The organism is Candidatus Sphingomonas colombiensis (assembly GCA_029202845.1).
Taxonomy (GTDB): Bacteria; Pseudomonadota; Alphaproteobacteria; order Sphingomonadales; family Sphingomonadaceae; genus Sphingomonas; species Sphingomonas colombiensis.
The window spans coordinates 2,169,410-2,187,337 of sequence record CP119315.1 but is presented as its reverse complement, the minus strand read 5'-3'; the positions used below and the strand labels follow the sequence as shown (position 1 = coordinate 2,187,337).

Here is a 17,928-nt window from a genome sequence, read left to right as displayed (position 1 = left end):
CGCCACCATAACCGCGCACCACACTTCAAGCGGCGGCCGGCTCGATCGCATCGGGCCGGCCTCGCTATTTCTGGGCGCGCCGTAATTCTTATCGCGGCAAATCGGGCGGAAAAGGCGGCCGAAAATCCTGCTTGCGCCAGATCGGATCCGTCGGCTCTTCCGAATCGGGGAGCGCGAAGCGGAGGTAGCCGAAGTAAGTTGCGATCAAGCGCTCGCCCGGATCAAGGATAGCGGCGCGCCCGTGCATGAAGCGGGTGTTGTCCAGCATCAGCACGTCGCCATTGCGCCAATCGATCGCCACCTTCAGCCGATCGCCCGTGGCCTTGATCCCCTGAAGCCATGCCTCAGGGACAGGATAACCGTCGTCGAGCAACGGAAAATCCGGGCGATTGTTGTTGAAGCGAGCAAAAAGCAAAAAGTTGCCGAACGCCGGCGCATCGATAAACATCGGACGATGAAGCATCGGCCGCGTAAAAATTCGGACGATTTGACCGTCTATGCGTCGAAAATCGTAAGGACAGGACGCAGGCGGGGATAGCAGTTGCTGGTCGCTCGGCGAGCGGGTGCCGAGCCAAAACTCCAATAACTCCGGCCAGGTCGCCTTGATATAAAGAAGGCGACGCCCCTCCAGCCGCGCCCGCAATTGCTCCGGCAGCTCACGCACCAGTTGCACGCCGTCACATATAGTCGTCTGCCCACCTGAACTTGGCGCGGAAAGGCAGCAGAACATCGCCATATCCGGCTTCCACGGCTCACGCGAAAGTTCTGGATGAAGGGAAAATTCCCGAACACCGCCATCAACCGTGTGAATATTGGCGTCCTGATCGATCGCCTGTCGCCCAGGGCTTTCGTTCAGCACAGACGTTGCGGAGAAAATCCGCGTAAACTTCCTGAACTGCTCAACATCGGCACCAAAGCCGCGAAACAGCAACGCGCCATGCATTTTATAGAGTTCGATGATCGTCGCGGAATCGAGCGAGAGAATGGTCTCTCCGGCGCTTGCTTCGACCACGACCTGCGGGCGCTCTCGCGTCGGAAGGTATATTTGCGGCATAAGCGCGGGGATAGCCGCTTCCGCGGGGGCAAGCTATACCCCTGCGCGATGACGCTGACACTCAACGAGCTGTTTTCCTCCCCCGACCATTATTTGCATTCGTTCGATGCGGGTGATGCGATATTCGTGCCGATGGACCGGGCCGCTTATCAGCGATCGATATTTCTGGATAATCGCATCTCACCAGCCGACGATGGCTCGATGCGCCTGCCGCTCGCCGCGATCACCCGCGATATCCCGCCACCGCAATCGACAAGCTGGATCTTCCATATCGCGCATTGCGGATCGACCCTGCTGGCACGGGCGCTCGATTTTCTCGGCGGCAACCTTGTATTGCGGGAGCCGCTGGCGCTGCGGCAATTGGCGCTAGCGCCTGATCCGACGCGACTGGCGTTGACGACCGCAATGCTTGGCAAACGCTATCGGCCAGAATCGGCGACATTGATCAAGGCCAACGTGCCGGTGAATTTCCTGCTTCCGGCGCTCGCTCAACACTCAGTCGCGCCGATGCGGGCAATCATGCTGTTCGCCACGCTGGAGGATTATCTGCTCGCGATCTTGCGGAGCGATAACCATCGGGATTGGGTGAAGCGCATAACCAGCCAGCTAGACGCGCATTTGGGCAATCTCGGCGAGCTATCCGTCGCCGAGCGCGCGGCCGCGCTTTGGCATGGGCAGATGAAGGCGTTCGAGAGCGCGTTGGCGGCGTCTCCCAATGCCCGCACGCTCGATGCGGAATCGTTCTTCAACGATCCGCTGCCGACGCTGACGGCCGGCGCACGCCATCTCGAAATCGACGCTACGACCGAGACATTGCGCGAGGTGGTTTCCGGGCCGCTGTTCTCATCCTATTCCAAACAGCCGTCGGTGCCGTTCGACAATGAAGCGAGGCTCGCGCGGCGCGACGCGCTCGTAGCAACACTTGCGCCGGAAATCGCCGCCGCGCGGGCCTGGGTGGAACAGGCGACGCAACGCGACGCACACGTTCCGGCGGCGATCATCGACGCACAACTCCGCATCTGACTTGCGACATCCGCGGCGGCGGCGCTCAATCGGCGACGTTGATCCCCTGCCCGGCGAGATCGCGGTTCGCCGATGAAATCTCGTAGAATTTGCGCAGCATCTTTCGCTCTGTGTCGGAAATATACGGGTTCCACACGTCGAAGATCAGAATCGCCCGCGCGCGATCGGAACGGTTCCATGCCTCATGCTCGATCGTATCGTCGAACACCCAGGCCTTACCCTCCTCCCAAATCCGCGTTTCTCCACCGACGCGGAACTCGCACGCCTCCGGCACGATCAGCGGCAGATGCACGATCGAGCGGACGTTGCTGACTCCCGAATGCGCAGGCAAATGCGCACCGGGCCGCAGGATCGAGAAAAAGACGGTCGGCGTATTCCCCGGCAGGTCGGATAGCGGGATCGCCTCTACCGCGGCTGCTGTTTGCGGGGCACGGGCGCAGGCCGCCTCGTTCCGCTTGCCGTCTTTCCACAGATGCAGCGCACCCCAGGTGAGCGATCCGTCCAGCGGGGTCCATTTGTTGGCCGGCGTTCCGGCCTTCATGTTCACATAAGGGAGGATCGCGCCGGCATCCTCCGCGAGGATCGCCTCAAGCTCGGCGCGGATAACAGCGGTTTTGGCCTCGATCTCCGCCAGCCATGGAAAATGCTCGCGATCGAAGAATTCCTCGGCCGGCAGGAACGGAAAGTGCATTCCCGCGCATTGATTGACGTAGATGCTGCGCCGGCCAAGCGCATGATCGATGCACGCGTCGAAGCGCCGCTTCTCATGCGCGTCCAATTCTCCGCGAAGCTCGGCCAGGCCCTCGTCGGTAACGGCCGCAAACCGGGCCTGATCGCGTGCCACAAAGTCTTGCGCATGCGCCAGCAACCCGTCGAGCGCGGGAGAGCGTTCATCGATCATCGCCCCCATCGCGACGACGCCCCGCCACCGCTCCGCCGCGCGCGCGTTTTCGCCCGTCCGCTCGTGAAGCTCGGCCAGGCGCACCAGTGCCATGAAATGGCGCTGGTCAAGCGAAAGTGCGCCTTCCAGCGCCGCGCGTTCGCCCGCCAAGTCGCCCAGCCGACGATAGGCCGTGGCCAGATTCATTTGAAGATCGGGCGCCTGCGGATCGGCGCTCACGCACCGCTGAAACCAGCCCACCGCGGCGGAATGATCGCCGCTCCCCAGAGACATCATCCCAAGCGCGTTCAGCGCGGCGGCCTGTTCCCCGGCGCCCGCCAATATCCGATGATAGAGGCCAGCCGCTTCCTCTGGTCGGCCCGCCTCGCCCGCGCGCCGGGCCGCCATAAGCAATTGCTGTATTTCGATCTGTTCCACGCCGCCGACGCTATACGTCGGTTCGAGGCTAGACAATGCAGGGAGCGATCGCGCACCAGTGAGGCATGAACCCGGTATCGACGAAAGCCTCCGCCGCAGCCGAATTGATTCGGGATTCGTCATGGCTCGCCCATCGCTACGACCCCGGACAGGATATGATCCATCTGCGGCGTGTTCCGCGATCCGCCTATGATGCTGCGACATTCCTGACCGACGAGCACCTCCCCGCAAGCGAGGAACGCGCCGTACCCCGAACCGATTTGCGGATCGAGGCGCTCGCCCCGGCACGGCAGCATTTCATCTTTCACTCGGCTTATTGCTGTTCGACACTTCTCGCTCGCGCGCTTGATCGACCGGGCCACGCACTGACGCTGAAAGAGCCGGTGATCCTCAACGACATGATCGGATGGCGCAGGCGGGGCGAACCGGGTGTCGATCAGGCGGTGGTGCTGCGGGACATGCTTTCCCTGCTGGCTCGGCCGTTCGATCCGGCCGAAGCGTTGATCCTGAAGCCGTCGACAGTGGCGAATGGCATCTCGGATGCGATGATGACCCTGAGAAGCGACGCCAACGCATTGCTGCTGCACGCGCCGCTGCGCACCTATCTCGCCTCCATCGCCAGCAAGGGGCTGGAGGGGCGGCTGTGGGTGCGCACGATGTTGGTGGGGATGCTCGACGATCGGCTGGTTGATCTCGGCTTCTCTCCACGCGACTATCTGGGGCAAAGCGACCTTCAGGTGGCGGCGGTCGGCTGGCTCGCGCATCAGAAGGTCTTCGCCGGCCTCGTCGCCCGCTTCGGTCGCGCGCGCGTTCGGACGCTTGATAGCGAGCGACTATTGGCCGCTCCGGCACTGGCATTGACGCAGTTGAACGACTTCTTCAGCCTTGGGCTGGATCAAGCCGCGATCCGCGCGATCGCCGAGAGCGATGTTTTCCGCCGTCACGCCAAATTCGATACCGCGTTCGACGCCGATGCGCGGCGAGCGTTGCATGATGGCGCCGCCCAGCATCACGCGGATGAAATCGAAAAGGTCGCGACCTGGACGGAAGTGGTCGCGCGCGGCGCGGGGATCAGCCTGTCGCTCGATGCGCCGCTGCTCGATTGAACCGCACAAAAACCGCGATCAGCAAGGGCCGCCGGTCGCGCGCGCGCGACACGAATCAATACCCGGCTGCGACTTGAAATTTTCGCGATCGCGCTCCCAGTCCAATTTGGTTTTGCACATGCGATAGCCGCGGACGAGGGAGCCGGTTTCGATGAAGCGCTTGCATATCACCTTATTGCGATCGTCGGCCGCGCGCTCGGGTGCATCGGCCTTGTTCTGGGCGAGCGCAGGCGCCGATATGGCCGGCATCGCGCCAACCCCCGAAATCAACAGCAAAACTGCCAGCGCCTTCATACACACGCCTCCGCCCGAAAATACTTGCGACAACCAGAGTCTTAGACGACGATTTTGGCTATATGCCAATCCCCAGCGGATCATTTCAACGGGCCGGAATGAAAAAAAACCACGATTATCGCGCGGCGGTTCAACGGGAATTGTCTGTCGGCAACCTCGTCAACGCAGCCAAATTCGCCGAGCGCGCTCTTTCGGCTGGCGAAATAGACCCGCTTTTCCTCAACCTCGCAGCGTGGCGCCCGCGAAGAAGCCGGGGATTATGCGAAGGCGCATGATCTTTTGCGACGCGCGCTGGCGATCAATCCATCGGACCCGCTGATCCTCGGATCAATCGGCGCGGTTTTGCGGAAACAAGGCTTTCTTGAGGAAGCACTCTCCGTGCTCGATCGAAACCGTGGCGATCGAGCCGCGTCACGCCGCCGCGTGGCTCGAGCGCGGATATGTGCTCGACGCGCTCCGCAATACTACCGAGGCGACCGACAGCTACGAACGCGCACTCTTGCGCTCGACAACCAGCTTGCCCCGGCATTCGGCAAGTTGGGCCGATGCCGCGGCGCGGCGCGGCGATATCATCGATGCCCGCGATCGTGCCGCGCAAGCATTGGCGCTGAACCCGATCGAACCCGCCGCAAGATCCGCGCTGGCCATACTCGACATTGAGGCGCGCGATGGCAAATCCGCGGCCGATCGCCTGAAAATACTCCTCGCGAGCAAACTGGTGCCTGAGGATCGGATTCGCGCGCTGACCTTGCAGGGCGACGCCTTTGATCGGCAGGATCTGATCGACGAAGCTTTCCAATCCTATCGGGCGGCGCAGCGTTGCTTCGTCGAGGCGTATCGCGCGTTGCTTGAGCCGCGCGCCGATCGCCCGTCGCATCGCGCGTTCATCGAAAAGATTCGCGAACAAGTCGAGAAAACGACAGAAATATCGGCGCCGGAAGGAACAGACGAAATAGCTGCGAGCGAGGCGGCAAATCACATCTTCCTACTTGGCTATCCTCGTTCAGGCACCACGCTCGTCGAGAATATTCTCGCCAGCGCACCCGGCGTTATCGCGCTGGAAGAACGCGATACATTCGCTGATATCGACGAACATCTGATGCGCAATGATGGCGTGATGCCCGATCTTGATCGGCTCGACCCCGCGCTCGTTACAACGCTTCGCAAATCATATTGGGCTCGCGTCAACCAAATGGGCGGCGAGGTGAACGGGCGAACGTTCGTCGACATGAATCCGTTCAACGCCATCAAGTTGCCAATTATCGCCCGCCTGTTCCCGCGCGCTAAGATCATCATCATGCGCCGCGATCCCCGGGATATCGTGCTTAGTTGTTTCCGGATCAATTTCACTCCCGGCACCGCGGCTTGGGCATTTAGCGACTTGATCGAAACCGCCCGGCACTATGACGCGATGATGCGATTGATCGATGCGTGCCGAGAACGTCTCCCGTTGCCCTTCCACGAGTTACGCTACGATCGCCTGGTGACGGATTTCGAAAACACGGTGCGGGCGCTGGCGGAATTCACCGGGCTTGGTTGGACCGATGACTTCAAATCATTTGACCGGACCGCCAGCCGTCGCGGCGTTCGTACGGCCAGCGAAACCCAAGTCCGCAAGGGTTTGTACAACGGGGGCGGTCAGTGGCGTCGTTACGAACGACAATTGGAACCGGCATTCCCAATCCTGAAGCCATGGATTTCCCGCTTCGGATCAGACTAGCAAAAGAAAAGGCGGGCCAAACGGCCCGCCTTTCCATTTTCAGTTCTGGTAGTTCGATCAGAACTTGAGCTTTGCACCAATCGCGAACCGGCGCCCAAGGGCATCGTAAGTCGACGGATAGGTGTTGCCGCTGTTGAACGAGGTCGAACCAACGGTCCCACCGACCATGGGCGGATCCTTGTCGAACAGGTTCATCACAGTGACGGTAAAGTCGAAATTCGGCGACACACTGAAGCGAGCCGACAGATCGAAGTAGTTGTACGCAGGGATACGGCTGAAATCGACCTTCTTGCCATTCAGCACGCCACCGCTCAGCGTACCGTCCGGATTACCGCCGTTCGGATTTGACGCGGAGAAGGCATTAACGACACCAGGCTCGGCACGCATCGAGTCGATATGGCGCCACAGCAGCGAAAGATCCACACCCTCGAACGACAGGGTCGTGCGCTGGTTCCAAGTGAATTTCGGCTGAAGCGAGCCGGCGGCCGACGACGGACCCGCCGAACCAGGCGAACCGCAGTTCTGGCTGTAATAGCCGACGCATTCACGCATATCGGTCGTCGGAAGCGCGAGTCCGGCGCCGATCGCCGCACCGGCCGGCACGACCGACCCAGGCGTGAGCGCCTGGAACTTCGAACGGCTCGTCCAGTTGCCCATGAAGCTCAGATTGAGCTTCGCGAAGCCGAGATCGCGGCGATAGTTGATGCCGAGATCGATGCCGTCCGTGAGGATGCGGCCCGAGTTGGTCGCCGGGAACAGCAGGCCCTGTGTAGTGGCAGGATCGCCATCGAGGCCACCAGTGACCGGGTTACGCTTGAACAACTGGCAGATCGGGTTGTTGACGTTCGCCGCCGTCCCGCTGTTGTTGCCAAAGCAACCCGTGATGAGGTCACCCGGAACCGGCTGTGAAATCGCGTTCCGAATCTGGATGTTGTAATAATCCACGGTGATCGACAGCCCTGGCACCATCCTCGGCTGGAACACGATGCCGAGCGTATAGCTGTCCGACGTTTCCGGCCGCAGATAGGTGCCGCCCGACGTGGTAGCGTTCGCCTGACCGGCGGTCGGATTCTGGATCGCGGCGATCGTAGAAGCCGGCGCGCCCTGCGCAAGGCAGACCGCGACGAGATTCGGATTATACGCGGCGTTTCCGACCTGCATCGCCGTGTTCGTTGCGCGGCAAGGATCAACCGCGAGGTTGGTCAGCCCGGTATTCAACGGCGAGAAAAGCTCGGCAATGTTCGGCGCGCGGACTGCGCGCTGATAATCGCCGCGGATCTTGAAGCCATCCACCGGCTCCCACGTGCCGCCCGCCTTATAGGTCGTCGTATTATAGCTCGGGTTCGACGGTGCGTGGACCGAATAGGACGAATAACGGATGCCCGCTTCGATCGTGAGCGACTTGAAGAACGGCTTGTCCGCAACGATCGGCGCGTTGATTTCGCCGTACACTTCCTTGACGTCGTAGCCGCCGGTGTAATTCGGCGTTGCGCCACCGGCGCCGCCGAGTTCACCCGCCGTTTGCGACAGGATGTCCGCCGTCTGCGTCGCAGTATAACGACGATATTCGGCACCGAGCGCGAAGCCGACCGCATTGTCGGCCCATGGCAGCGTAAGCCCAAAATCACCGCTCAGCAGCGCGCGGGCCTGCGCCAGCGTCGTCAACTGCGCAGTGCCGGCCGACGCCGTCAGATACGGGACCTGATTCGGGGTGATCGACCCATTGGGACCGAAGATATTGACCGGAACGCAACCCGTTCCCGCATTGGTTGCCGCACCTGCGTTCGCCAGCGGCGGAAGCAGGGGGTTCGGATTCGCAATCGTCGGCGACGCGCCAAGATTACAGCTCGTCGCGCTCGTGGTGTAAACCGCGCTACGCAGTCGCGAGATCAAAACGTAGTTGGACTGCGTCTGCCGGTTTTCGGATTCGCCGTATGCGCCAGTCAGATCCAGCGACATGGTGTCGGTCACGCCGATCTTCACGCCCGCGCGATAATCGAAGAACTGCGTCACATATTGCGACAGACGCGACCCGACTTCGGGCATGCGCCGTCCGACCGTCGTGGTGAACGTCTTGAAATTCGGATCGTTCGGGTCGGTCGCGACAGCCGCCGCGTCGCACTGTGCCTGCGTCAGCCCGTTGGCGCCGCAGAACTGATTACGTGCCGGCGTCGGCAGATAAGGATTGCTGTACGGAATGGTCAGCAACTGACCGAACACGCCCGATGGCGCGATGATCGTCTCGACCTTATTCTTCGAGAATATGCCGCGGGCATATACCTCGATATTGTCAGCCACGTCATAGTGACCGGCAGCGTAGATATTGTAACGCTCGAACGGCACCTGGAACACGTTGAACGGGTTGAAATTGAACCCGTCGGTCGCGCCGACATACGGACGCAGTTGCCCCGTCGACGGAACGATCGTGTTATATTTTCCACCAAGCGTGAAGCGCCCCGGCACGGTCGTGCCCGAACCGCCAACGCTGCCCGAGGTGGATGTATAGTTGTTGAGCGAGATGCGGCGCGCGCCCTGATAAACCGGATCGGCCTTCTGATAGCCGACCGACAGCACGACGTTGCCGCGCCCGTCATCCAGGTTCGCGCCGATCGTCAGATCGCCACGGAAAGTCTTGCCATCGCCGCGCCCGGTGATCTGGTTCGAAACCGAGGCTTCGACACCGGAGAAATCGCGGCGCGTGATGAAGTTGATGACGCCGGACACCGCGTCGGCGCCGTAGGTGGTCGCGGCACCGCCGGTCAGCGTGTCAACGCGCTCCACCAGCGCCAGCGGAATATTGTTCAAATCGACCAGGCCGACCAGGTTCGACGGGGCGACGCGCGCGCCATCGATCAACACGACGTTGCGGAAATTGCCCAGACCGCGAAGGTCGGCGAATGCAGCGCCTCCGTTGCCGTTGTTCACGGACGAGCCGATGCTTGGCACCGCGCCCGGAAGGTCACGCAGCACCTGCTCCGCGGTGTTCGTCTGACGAAGATTCAGTTCGTCCTGGTTGACCACCGACACCGGGGTCGAAGAAATCAGGTTCGGGTTGCGGATCAGCGAGCCGGTGACGACGATATCGCCGGTCGTGGTATCCGTTGCCGCTGGCGTCGCTGCCTGCGGCGCTTCGGGCTGGGTCTGCGCGAAGGCAGCCGGTGAAGCCACCGCAGCGCCGACAAGCAACGTCGTCGCAAGCAACTGCGATCGATATGGCAACATCATTTTGTATCCCCTTACTTTCCGGCGTTGCGCCGTTATCCGTATTCTTGGCCATCGCACGAGCGAGCCCGCAGCGACATGGAATGGGACACTAGCAGTTCGCAGGTCGACAGCAATCGCACTCGGCCACACCACGGAATTTCACCACCGAACTGTAGTAGATGCGCAACACAAGGCGGACTTGCGCCGACCAATCGCACCCCGTAACCTCGCCAACGAAATCGAGGCCATATGATGCAGATCAGATATCTCGCCGCGTTAGCCATTGTACCGGCCGTTCTGTCGGCCCAAGCCGCTTATGCCGACACGCGCACCAGTGCAGACAACGCAACGGGCCGAATGCTCGAGGCCATTTCGGAATGCCGGAAAATCTCGAACGATCCATCGAGGCTCGCCTGCTTCGAGCGCTTCGCCACCTCTTTGGAAACGTCGATCGGGAAAGAAGATTTCAAGATCGTCGATAAAAACGACGTAAAAAATATAAAAAAATCACTGTTCGGATTTGCTTTGCCAAGAGTTGATCTGTTCGGCAGCAAGGAACCGTTCGTCGAAATAAATTCGACGATTGCGTCGGTGCGCCCTGTCAACAACGATCGCATACAAATCACGCTTTCCGACGACGATGCCACCTGGCAAACGACCGATCCCGTCAATTTCCCGCCGAAGCCGGGAAGCGCCGTTCGCATAAAGAAGGGCGCGCTCGGCAACTATTTCATTTTTGTCGACGGGAAAAATTATCGCGGGGCGCGGATCAGGTAAATCGGTTGCGTCTCAAGCGGCTGGCGCGCTCCTTCGAACGGGTGGCCGCCGACAAGGCGAAATTCGCCCCGTCATCCGGTCGCAAATGTCGCACCGCGTTCCATTCAAGCCGCCCGGCGCTACCGCCCCATCTCCCCGGCCAGCGGCATCGGATCAATCCGACTTCCCTGCCACATCATCGCCCAATGCAGGTGCGGCCCTGACGCGCGGCCCGTGGCGCCGACCTGTCCGATCTCCTGCCCCTGCCGAACGTGATCGCCGACGTTCACCTCGATCTTCGAAAGATGCAGGAAGGCGCTGTTCAACCCGCTGCCGTGATCGATCATCAGCAGATTGCCCTCCAGCGTGAAGGGCGCTGCGGCGGCGAGGATCACCACGCCGTCAGCGGGCGCCACGACGGGCGAGCCTGTCGGCTTCGCCACATCGACCCCGCCGTGATAGGCGCCCGGCTCGCCGCGATAAATGCGTTGCGCGCCGAACAGGCCCGAGATGCGGCCAGTCGCGGGCCAGATGAAATGCTGACGCCAGCCCTGCGCGTCGGTACGCATCTCTCGCGCGGCCTTGATCTGCGCGAGTTCGGGCGGACGACGACGTGCGAATTCTGCGCTCGGCACTGGTGTCTTGGCGACCGTATCCAGTCGCTCAAGCCGCCAATCGCCGGGCGCGACATCGAATAACTGCGTCGCCTGCCGACCATCAGCGAGCGTCGCGACCAGCGTGGCGCGCGGGCCGGCATCGCGATCGAAGGCGATGATGAAGCGGCGGTCGGGCGCGAACCCAACGGGCGCGCCATCGAGCGACAGCCCCGTCGTCCCCATCGGCGCGGTGCCGAGCATCACCGCACCCTGCCGCGCGGTGCCAGATAAAATGAAACGGGCGGCTTCAGCGGGGGGCGGAGGGGCAAGCGGCCTCGCCTGCGGCGGGGCATTGCGCGCCGGCATCGGAGCGGCCCGATCGGCCGGCGGCGGGACGCAGCCGGCGACGGCCATCACTAGCGTCGCTGCCGCCAGCCCCCGGCCCGCGCCGCTCATTGTGGCGAGAGTGCCTCGGTCGCCAGCGCCGCGGAAGCGAAGGCGCGCTGGCCGGCAATGTCCCAATAACGCAGATCTTCCAGCGCGATGCGCGCGCCGGATGCCGCGCACAGGACGTGATCGCCCGGCACAAGCACACGAAAACCGTTGGGGAGATAGTGCAGCCGCGCGGGGCGATCGGTATTGGACATCAGCATCGGATCACAAACTCATAACAGCGAAGGTTGTTCGGGTGGAGGCGGAGCATAGGCACGCGGCCGCGCGCCCTCAACCTTGGCGTCGACGGTGCCGTCGCGGAAGTGTAGCGTAACGCCTCCTGCCCCGCGCGCCGCCGCGACGGTCGCCACGGTAGCGCCGCCGCGCGCGGTGACGCGGGCATAGCCGCGCTGCAACGGTGCATCGGGATCGACCGCCGCGAGCAGCCGCCCGAAATCGTCGAGCCGCTGCCGCGCCGCCTCCAACCGGCGATCGAGCGCGGCGGGGCGGAGCGCGCCGGCGATGCGATCGAGCTGGCTACGCGCCTGCGCCACGCGCCGCTCCAGCGCACGATCGGCGCGCATCCCGGTGTCGTCGAGCCGCTGACGTTGCGGGCCGAGCAACCGATCGCGCGTCGGCATCAGCCGCGCCTGCGCCTCCAGCCGCTCGCGCCCGCGCTCGACATAGCGCCGCGCGCAGCGTTCGGCGCGCTGGGCGTGCGCCGCGATCGTCAGGCGAAGGTCCGCCAGCACCGGCACCGCCAGCTCGGCGGCGGCGGTGGGAGTAGGCGCGCGCAGATCGGCGGCGTGATCGCACAAGGTGGTGTCGGTCTCATGCCCGACCGCCGAGATCGTCGGGATGCCGGAGCCGGCGACCGCGCGCACCACGACCTCCTCGTTGAACGCCCACAGATCCTCGATCGAGCCGCCGCCGCGCGCGACGATGATGAGATCCGGCCGCATGTCTTCGGGCAGCGCGTTGAAGCCGCGCACCGCCGCCGCGACCTCGTTGGCCGCGCCCTCCCCCTGCACCTTCACCGGCCAGACGAGCACGTGGCTCGGGCAGCGATCCTCCAGCCGGTGGAGGATATCGCGGATCACCGCGCCGGTCGGCGAGGTGACCACGCCGATCGTGCGCGGCAAGAAAGGCAAACGGCGCTTGCGGCTCGCGTCGAACAGCCCCTCTGCCGCCAGTGCGGCGCGACGCTTTTCGAGCAACGCCATCAGCGCGCCCGCGCCGGCCAGCTCCATCCGCTCGATGATGATCTGATATTTGGAGCGGCCGGGATAGGTGGTCAGCCGCCCGGTGGCGATCACCTCGATCCCGTCCTCCGGGCGGAAAGCAAGGTTCGCGACCTGCCCCTTCCAGATCACGCCATCGATCACCGCCGCCTCGTCCTTGAGCGCGAGATAGGCATGACCGGAGGCGACGCGCTTATAGCCGGAAATCTCGCCGCGCAGGCGGACATGGCCGAATTCGCCCTCCACCACGCGCTTCAGCCGCTGCGACAGTTCGCCGACCGACAGCGCGGGCGCGTTGCTGCCGGGGGCAGGCTCGGCTACCAGCCGGCCCGGCGGATCAAAAAAGGGATCGGACATTGAATATTCTACTGGTTGGCTCGGGCGGGCGTGAACATGCGCTGGCATGGAAGCTGGCGCAATCTCCGACCCTCGATACTTTGTTCGCCGCCCCCGGCAACCCCGGCATCGCGCAACATGCGACGATCCCCGCGCTGAACGTGTCGGATCATCGCGCGGTGATCGATTTCTGCCGTCGCGAAAAAATCGGGCTGGTGGTGATCGGGCCGGAAGCGCCGCTGGTCGAGGGGCTTGCCGACAATATCCGCGCGATCGGCGTGCCGGTGTTCGGCCCCGGCCGCGCCGCGGCGCAGCTTGAAGGGTCGAAGGGCTTCACCAAGGATCTGTGCGCGCGCGTCGGCATCCCGACCGCACGTTATTTTCGCGTCACCAGCAAGGATGGCGCGCTCGCCACGCTCGACGACTTCGGCGAGAAATGCGTCATCAAGGCCGATGGCCTCGCCGCCGGCAAGGGCGTGACGGTTGCCACCAGCCGCGCCGAGGCGGAGGCCGCGATCGAGGCGCTGTTCGCGGACGGCCCCGCCGAAGCAGTGATCGAGGAAATGCTCGAAGGGCCTGAGGTCAGCCTGTTCGTCCTTTCCGACGGCACCGTCTCCGCATCCTTCGGCTCGGCACAGGATCACAAGCGCGTCGGCGATGGCGATACCGGGCCGAACACCGGCGGCATGGGCGCCTATAGCCCGGCGGCGGTGCTGACGCTGGAACTGGAGGAGCGCGCGCTGGGCGAGATCGTCCGCCCGACGATCGACGCTCTGGCCGATGCCGGTACGCCTTATGTCGGCGTGCTCTATGCCGGGCTGATGCTCACCGCCGATGGCCCCAAGCTGATCGAATATAACGTCCGTTTCGGCGATCCCGAATGCCAGGTGCTGATGGCGCGCTTCACCGGCGATCTGGTCGAGCTGCTGCTCGCCGTGGCGGCAGGGCGGCTGGCCGATCAGCCCGAACCCGCCTTCTCGTCCGATATCGCACTGACCGTGGTGATGGCGGCAAAGGGGTATCCGGGCACCCCCAAGGCCGGCGGGGCGATCTCCGCGATCGACGCGGCCGAGGCGACCGGCGCGGTGGTATTCCAGGCGGGCACGAAGGAGGTCGATGGCCAGCTCGTCGCCAGCGGCGGCCGCGTGCTGACCGTCACGGCAACCGGCGCGGACGTGAAGAGCGCGCAGGATATCGCCTATCGCGCCGTCGATGCGATCGACTTTCCCGACGGTTTTTGCCGGCGCGACATCGGCTGGCGCGCGATCTGACCGCTGGACAGGCGCGGTTAGCGGACTAAGGCTTCGCGTTCGACACGGGAGCAGGATATGGGCCCTAGAGTGATGGATACCGGCACATTGACGACGATCGCACTGGCACTGATCGTTGTGTTCGCGGTGCTGACGGTTATCGGCATCCTGTGGGGCGCGCACCTCAAGCGCCAGCGCGTCGCCGCCGAGCGGATCGAGGAACTGGTCGCCGAACAGGATCGCAAGGCCGCCGAGCGCCAGCGCGCCGCGAGCGAGCAACCCGCGCGGGCCGCCGAGCCCGCGCCCGTCTCGCCGCCGCCGCTGCCGGTCGCCCCCCCACCCCCGCCACTGGCGCCCGAACCGCCGGTGATCGTGGAGCCGGTGATCGAGGAACCTGCGGCGGAAGAGCCGTCGATCGATCCCGCGCCGTTCGCCGACGAGCCGATCGTCGCCGCTGCGCCGCTGGAGGCGTCCCCGGCGGCGGAAGCCGCCGTCGCGCAGCCGCCCGCGCCGCCTGCCCCTCCACCCGCGCCGCCGGTGACGGAAGGCCCGCCACCCGGCGATGGCCCGATCACCCAGCTCAAGGGACTGGGGCCGAAGCTGGCGGAGCGGCTTGCTGAACTGGGCATCACCACCGTCGGCCAGCTCGCCGCGCTCGATACCGCGCAGGCCGAGGCGCTCGACGCGCGGCTCGGGCCGTTCACCGGCCGCATGAACCGCGATCGCTGGATCGAGCAGGCGCGTTTTCTGGCCGCTGGCGATCGCGCGGGTTTCGAGGCGGTGTTCGGCAAGCTGTGAGCCGCATTGCGCTTGCGCCGCGCACGCCCCACATAGTCGGGTAACACACCAACGGGGAATCGATGGCCGATCCATATTCGACGCTGGGTGTCGCGCGCGGCGCATCCGAAGCGGACATCAAAAAGGCGTATCGCAAGCTCGCGAAGGAGCTGCATCCCGATCGCAACAAGGACAACCCCAAGGCATCGGAGCGTTTCAGCCTGGTCACGGCCGCCTATGACCTGTTGACCGACAAGGAGAAGCGCGCACGCTTCGACCGTGGCGAGATCGACGCCGACGGCAACCCCACCTCCCCGTTCGGTGCCGGCTTCGGCGGCGGCCGTGGTGGCGCCGGCGGCGCGGGCGGCTTCCGCTCGCAGGGCTTCGAATTCGGCGGCGAAGGCGCCGATATGTCCGACATTTTCGAGGGTTTGTTCGGCGGGCGCGGTGGTGGCGGCGGCGGCTTCGCCAGCGGCTTCGGCCGGCGCCAGCCGCCCGCGAAGGGCGCCAATGTCGCCTATCGCCTGCGCGTGCCGTTCGTCGACGCGGCCGCGCTGGAGCCGCAGCGCATCACGCTCGGCGACGGCAAGACGATCGACCTCAAGCTCCCCGCCGGTGTCGAAGATGGCACGCAGATGCGCCTTTCCGGCAAGGGCGAGGCCGGCCCCGGCGGCGCTGGCGATGCGATCGTAACGATCGAGGTGACGCCGCATCGCTTCTTCGTCCGCGAAGGCGATGACGTGCGGCTCGATCTGCCCGTAACGCTCACCGAGGCGGTGAAGGGCGGCGCGGTGAAGGTGCCGACGGTCGAAAAGCCTGTGATGCTGAAAGTCCCCGCCGGCTCGTCATCCGGCAAGGTGCTGCGGCTAAAGGGCAAAGGCTTCCACAAGAAGGGCGGCGGACGCGGCGATCAGCTCGTTACGCTGATGGTGGACGTGCCCGCGGACGACGCCGCGCTTCAGCAATTCGTGGATAGTTGGGATGGTGGGGGGAACCCGCGCGCCGCGATGGGCGTCTGATTCCCGTGGAGCGATAAAAGGGAGCAGGGTTTGAACGATGCCGCGAACGCGCTGACGCCGGAAGATCGCGCGCAACGCAGCGGCACCACGCGCGCGCGGTTCGACCATCAGCTCGCTCAATTGTCGCCCGGCGGCGTCGTGTTCGAAGTGCTGAAGCGCGCCGGGACCGGGGTTTATACCGTCGGCTTCATGCACGCCGGCAACCTTGCCTATCTCGCGCTGATGGCGGTGTTTCCGTTCTTCATCGTCGCGGCGGCGATATTGTCCCTGCTCGATGAGAATGACCGCATTCAGATGGCGGTCACCTCGTTCCTCCATGTCCTGCCCGCCAACGTATCCGATATCCTGCGCACCCCGATCCATGACGTGCTGACCGCGCGCACCGGATCGCTGCTGTGGCTGGGCGCGCTGGTGGGGCTGTGGACGGTCGGCAGCTTCGTCGAGACGATCCGTGAGATTTTCCGTCAGGCCTATGGCACCAAGAGCACGCAGCCGATCTGGCGCGCGCGGCTGGGGTTGTCGTTCGGGATCGTCATCTCGGTCATCCTCGCGCTGATCTCGTTTCTGGTGCAGGGCCTGCTCACCGCCGCCGAGCAATTCATCTATCGCCTGATCCCCTGGGCACAGGATGCCGCCACCTGGATCGGGGTCAGCCGCGCGATCCCCGGCGTGGTGATGTTCGGCGCGCTGTTCATGCTGTTCTATTTCGTCACCCCGTCCAAATACCGCTACACGAGCAGCCGCAAATGGCCGGGCGCGCTGTTCACCACCGTCTGGTGGATCGGGATGACGGCCGGGCTGCCGCTCGTCCTCGCGCAGCTCGGCGGGTACAGCCTGACGTACGGCAGCCTCGCGGGTGTGGTGGTCACCCTGTTGTTCTTCTATCTGATCGGGCTTGGGCTGGTATTCGGCGCACATCTGAACGCGGCACTGGCGGAACCGCCAGAAACGGCGCTAGAGGAAGCCCAAACCGAACAAAAGGAAAAGGCGGGACCGTGACCGGATTGATGGCAGGTAAACGCGGGCTGATCATGGGGCTTGCGAATGACAAGTCCCTCGCATGGGGTATTGCGAAGAAGCTGAGCGAAGCGGGCGCCGAACTGGCGTTCAGCTATCAGGGCGAGGCGATGGCGAAACGCGTGCGCCCGCTGGCCGAAGAGCTGGGCATCGCGCGCCTGTTCGATTGCGACGTGGGCGACATGGATGCGCTGGACGCCACCTTCGCCGCGCTGGCGCAGGATTGGCCGACGATCGATTTCGTCGTCCACGCGATCGGCTTTTCGGACAAGTCGCAGCTGCGCGGACGTTATTACGACACCACGCTCGACAATTTCCTGATGACGATGAACATCTCGGCCTATTCGCTCGTCGCGGTTGCAAAACGCGCGCGGGCGATGATGCCGGAGGGCGGATCGATCCTGACGCTGACCTATTATGGCGCGGAAAAGGTCATCCCGCATTACAACGTGATGGGCGTGGCCAAGGCCGCGCTGGAAACCAGCGTGAAATATCTCGCGGTAGATCTCGGGCCGGAGAATATCCGCGTCAACGCCATTTCCGCCGGCCCGATCCAGACGCTCGCCGCGCGCGGGATCGGTGATTTCAACTATATCCTGAAATGGAACGAGCTGAATTCCCCGATGCGCCGCACCGTGACGATCGAGGATGTCGGCGGCGCGGGCCTCTACATGCTCTCCGATCTCGCGAGCGGCGTGACCGGCGAGATTCACCATGTCGATGCCGGCTATAACGTGATCGGCATGAAGGCCGAGGACGCGCCGGACATCGCTCTGGCCTGACGC

The 17,928-nt window shown here is 64.0% G+C and carries 16 protein-coding genes; 9 read left to right on the top strand and 7 right to left on the bottom strand.

What is annotated here, in order from left to right; all coding sequences use genetic code 11:
- Positions 1 to 88 precede the first annotated feature (88 nt).
- Positions 89 to 1,012, bottom strand: a complete 924-nt coding sequence (locus tag P0Y64_10555; GenBank protein ID WEK41849.1) for a TauD/TfdA family dioxygenase — start codon at positions 1,010 to 1,012, stop codon at positions 89 to 91.
- Positions 1,013 to 1,102: 90 nt separating this feature from the next.
- Between P0Y64_10555 and P0Y64_10550 the strand changes: the two genes are divergently transcribed.
- The gene (locus P0Y64_10550) at positions 1,103 to 2,077 is read left to right on the top strand and encodes a hypothetical protein (GenBank protein WEK41848.1); all 975 of its coding nucleotides are present in this window, start codon (positions 1,103 to 1,105) and stop codon (positions 2,075 to 2,077) included.
- A gap of 25 nt (positions 2,078 to 2,102) precedes the next feature.
- Here the strand turns inward: P0Y64_10550 and P0Y64_10545 are convergent, their stop codons facing one another.
- Positions 2,103 to 3,518 carry an aspartyl/asparaginyl beta-hydroxylase domain-containing protein gene (locus tag P0Y64_10545; GenBank protein ID WEK41847.1) on the bottom strand — a complete coding sequence of 472 codons (1,416 nt, stop codon included), beginning with the start codon at positions 3,516 to 3,518 and terminating at the stop codon, positions 2,103 to 2,105.
- A 32-nt stretch (positions 3,519 to 3,550) separates the two neighbouring features.
- Here P0Y64_10545 and P0Y64_10540 point away from each other — a divergent pair, with 32 nt between their 5' ends.
- Complete coding sequence (locus tag P0Y64_10540) at positions 3,551 to 4,501, top strand: hypothetical protein (GenBank protein WEK41846.1); 951 nt, start codon at positions 3,551 to 3,553, stop codon at positions 4,499 to 4,501.
- Between the two features lie 18 nt (positions 4,502 to 4,519).
- Here the strand turns inward: P0Y64_10540 and P0Y64_10535 are convergent, their stop codons facing one another.
- Complete coding sequence (locus tag P0Y64_10535; protein ID WEK41845.1) at positions 4,520 to 4,795, bottom strand: hypothetical protein; 276 nt, start codon at positions 4,793 to 4,795, stop codon at positions 4,520 to 4,522.
- Positions 4,796 to 5,396: 601 nt separating this feature from the next.
- Here P0Y64_10535 and P0Y64_10530 point away from each other — a divergent pair.
- The gene (locus P0Y64_10530) at positions 5,397 to 6,515 is read left to right on the top strand and encodes a sulfotransferase (GenBank protein ID WEK41844.1); all 1,119 of its coding nucleotides are present in this window, start codon (positions 5,397 to 5,399) and stop codon (positions 6,513 to 6,515) included.
- A gap of 57 nt (positions 6,516 to 6,572) precedes the next feature.
- Here P0Y64_10530 and P0Y64_10525 read toward each other — a convergent pair whose 3' ends face one another.
- Complete coding sequence (locus P0Y64_10525; protein ID WEK41843.1) at positions 6,573 to 9,740, bottom strand: TonB-dependent receptor; 3,168 nt, start codon at positions 9,738 to 9,740, stop codon at positions 6,573 to 6,575.
- A gap of 228 nt (positions 9,741 to 9,968) precedes the next feature.
- On the opposite strand from P0Y64_10525, the gene P0Y64_10520 reads away from it, so the two are divergent.
- Positions 9,969 to 10,496, top strand: coding sequence for a hypothetical protein (locus P0Y64_10520; protein WEK41842.1), 528 nt, complete (start codon positions 9,969 to 9,971; stop codon positions 10,494 to 10,496).
- A 119-nt stretch (positions 10,497 to 10,615) separates the two neighbouring features.
- Here P0Y64_10520 and P0Y64_10515 read toward each other — a convergent pair whose 3' ends face one another.
- Genes P0Y64_10515 through xseA form a run of 3 tightly spaced genes read right to left on the bottom strand, consistent with a single transcriptional unit; the run spans position 10,616 to position 13,101 of the window.
- A complete protein-coding gene (locus P0Y64_10515) occupies positions 10,616 to 11,527 on the bottom strand; it encodes a M23 family metallopeptidase (protein WEK41841.1) in 912 nt (303 codons plus the stop codon).
- Positions 11,524 to 11,724: a DUF2093 domain-containing protein gene (locus tag P0Y64_10510; protein WEK41840.1), complete on the bottom strand. Its 201-nt coding sequence runs from the start codon at positions 11,722 to 11,724 to the stop codon at positions 11,524 to 11,526. Before P0Y64_10510 ends, P0Y64_10515 begins: the two co-directional genes overlap by 4 nt.
- A gap of 12 nt (positions 11,725 to 11,736) precedes the next feature.
- Positions 11,737 to 13,101, bottom strand: a complete 1,365-nt coding sequence (gene xseA / locus P0Y64_10505; GenBank protein ID WEK41839.1) for an exodeoxyribonuclease VII large subunit — start codon at positions 13,099 to 13,101, stop codon at positions 11,737 to 11,739.
- On the opposite strand from xseA, the gene purD reads away from it, so the two are divergent.
- From purD to fabI, 5 genes are all read left to right on the top strand, one after another.
- Positions 13,101 to 14,351 (top strand): phosphoribosylamine--glycine ligase, encoded by a 1,251-nt coding sequence (purD, locus tag P0Y64_10500; GenBank protein WEK41838.1) that lies wholly within the window; start codon positions 13,101 to 13,103, stop codon positions 14,349 to 14,351. The genes xseA and purD overlap by 1 nt on opposite strands.
- 57 nt (positions 14,352 to 14,408) lie before the next feature.
- Positions 14,409 to 15,128: a hypothetical protein gene (locus P0Y64_10495; GenBank protein WEK41837.1), complete on the top strand. Its 720-nt coding sequence runs from the start codon at positions 14,409 to 14,411 to the stop codon at positions 15,126 to 15,128.
- Positions 15,129 to 15,190: 62 nt separating this feature from the next.
- Entirely contained in the window at positions 15,191 to 16,126 is a 936-nt protein-coding gene (locus P0Y64_10490; GenBank protein WEK41836.1) for a DnaJ C-terminal domain-containing protein, read from the top strand.
- A 30-nt stretch (positions 16,127 to 16,156) separates the two neighbouring features.
- A complete protein-coding gene (locus P0Y64_10485; protein WEK41835.1) occupies positions 16,157 to 17,125 on the top strand; it encodes a YihY/virulence factor BrkB family protein in 969 nt (322 codons plus the stop codon).
- Positions 17,122 to 17,925, top strand: coding sequence for an enoyl-ACP reductase FabI (gene fabI, locus P0Y64_10480; protein WEK41834.1), 804 nt, complete (start codon positions 17,122 to 17,124; stop codon positions 17,923 to 17,925). Before P0Y64_10485 ends, fabI begins: the two co-directional genes overlap by 4 nt.
- The last annotated feature ends 3 nt before the right edge of the window (positions 17,926 to 17,928 follow it).

Excerpts from the sequence above, each read along its gene's own strand:
- P0Y64_10550 (WEK41848.1), top strand. The coding sequence starts at position 1,103 with ATGACGCTGACACTCAACGAGCTGTTTTCCTCCCCCGACCATTATTTG.
- P0Y64_10545 (WEK41847.1), bottom strand. The coding sequence starts at position 3,518 with ATGACGAATCCCGAATCAATTCGGCTGCGGCGGAGGCTTTCGTCGATA.
- P0Y64_10540 (WEK41846.1), top strand. The coding sequence starts at position 3,551 with ATGATCCATCTGCGGCGTGTTCCGCGATCCGCCTATGATGCTGCGACA.
- P0Y64_10535 (WEK41845.1), bottom strand. The coding sequence starts at position 4,795 with ATGAAGGCGCTGGCAGTTTTGCTGTTGATTTCGGGGGTTGGCGCGATG.
- P0Y64_10525 (WEK41843.1), bottom strand. The coding sequence starts at position 9,740 with ATGATGTTGCCATATCGATCGCAGTTGCTTGCGACGACGTTGCTTGTC.
- P0Y64_10520 (WEK41842.1), top strand. The coding sequence starts at position 9,969 with ATGATGCAGATCAGATATCTCGCCGCGTTAGCCATTGTACCGGCCGTT.
- P0Y64_10515 (WEK41841.1), bottom strand. The coding sequence starts at position 11,527 with ATGAGCGGCGCGGGCCGGGGGCTGGCGGCAGCGACGCTAGTGATGGCC.
- P0Y64_10510 (WEK41840.1), bottom strand. The coding sequence starts at position 11,724 with ATGCTGATGTCCAATACCGATCGCCCCGCGCGGCTGCACTATCTCCCC.
- xseA (WEK41839.1), bottom strand. The coding sequence starts at position 13,101 with ATGTCCGATCCCTTTTTTGATCCGCCGGGCCGGCTGGTAGCCGAGCCT.
- P0Y64_10495 (WEK41837.1), top strand. The coding sequence starts at position 14,409 with ATGGGCCCTAGAGTGATGGATACCGGCACATTGACGACGATCGCACTG.
- P0Y64_10490 (WEK41836.1), top strand. The coding sequence starts at position 15,191 with ATGGCCGATCCATATTCGACGCTGGGTGTCGCGCGCGGCGCATCCGAA.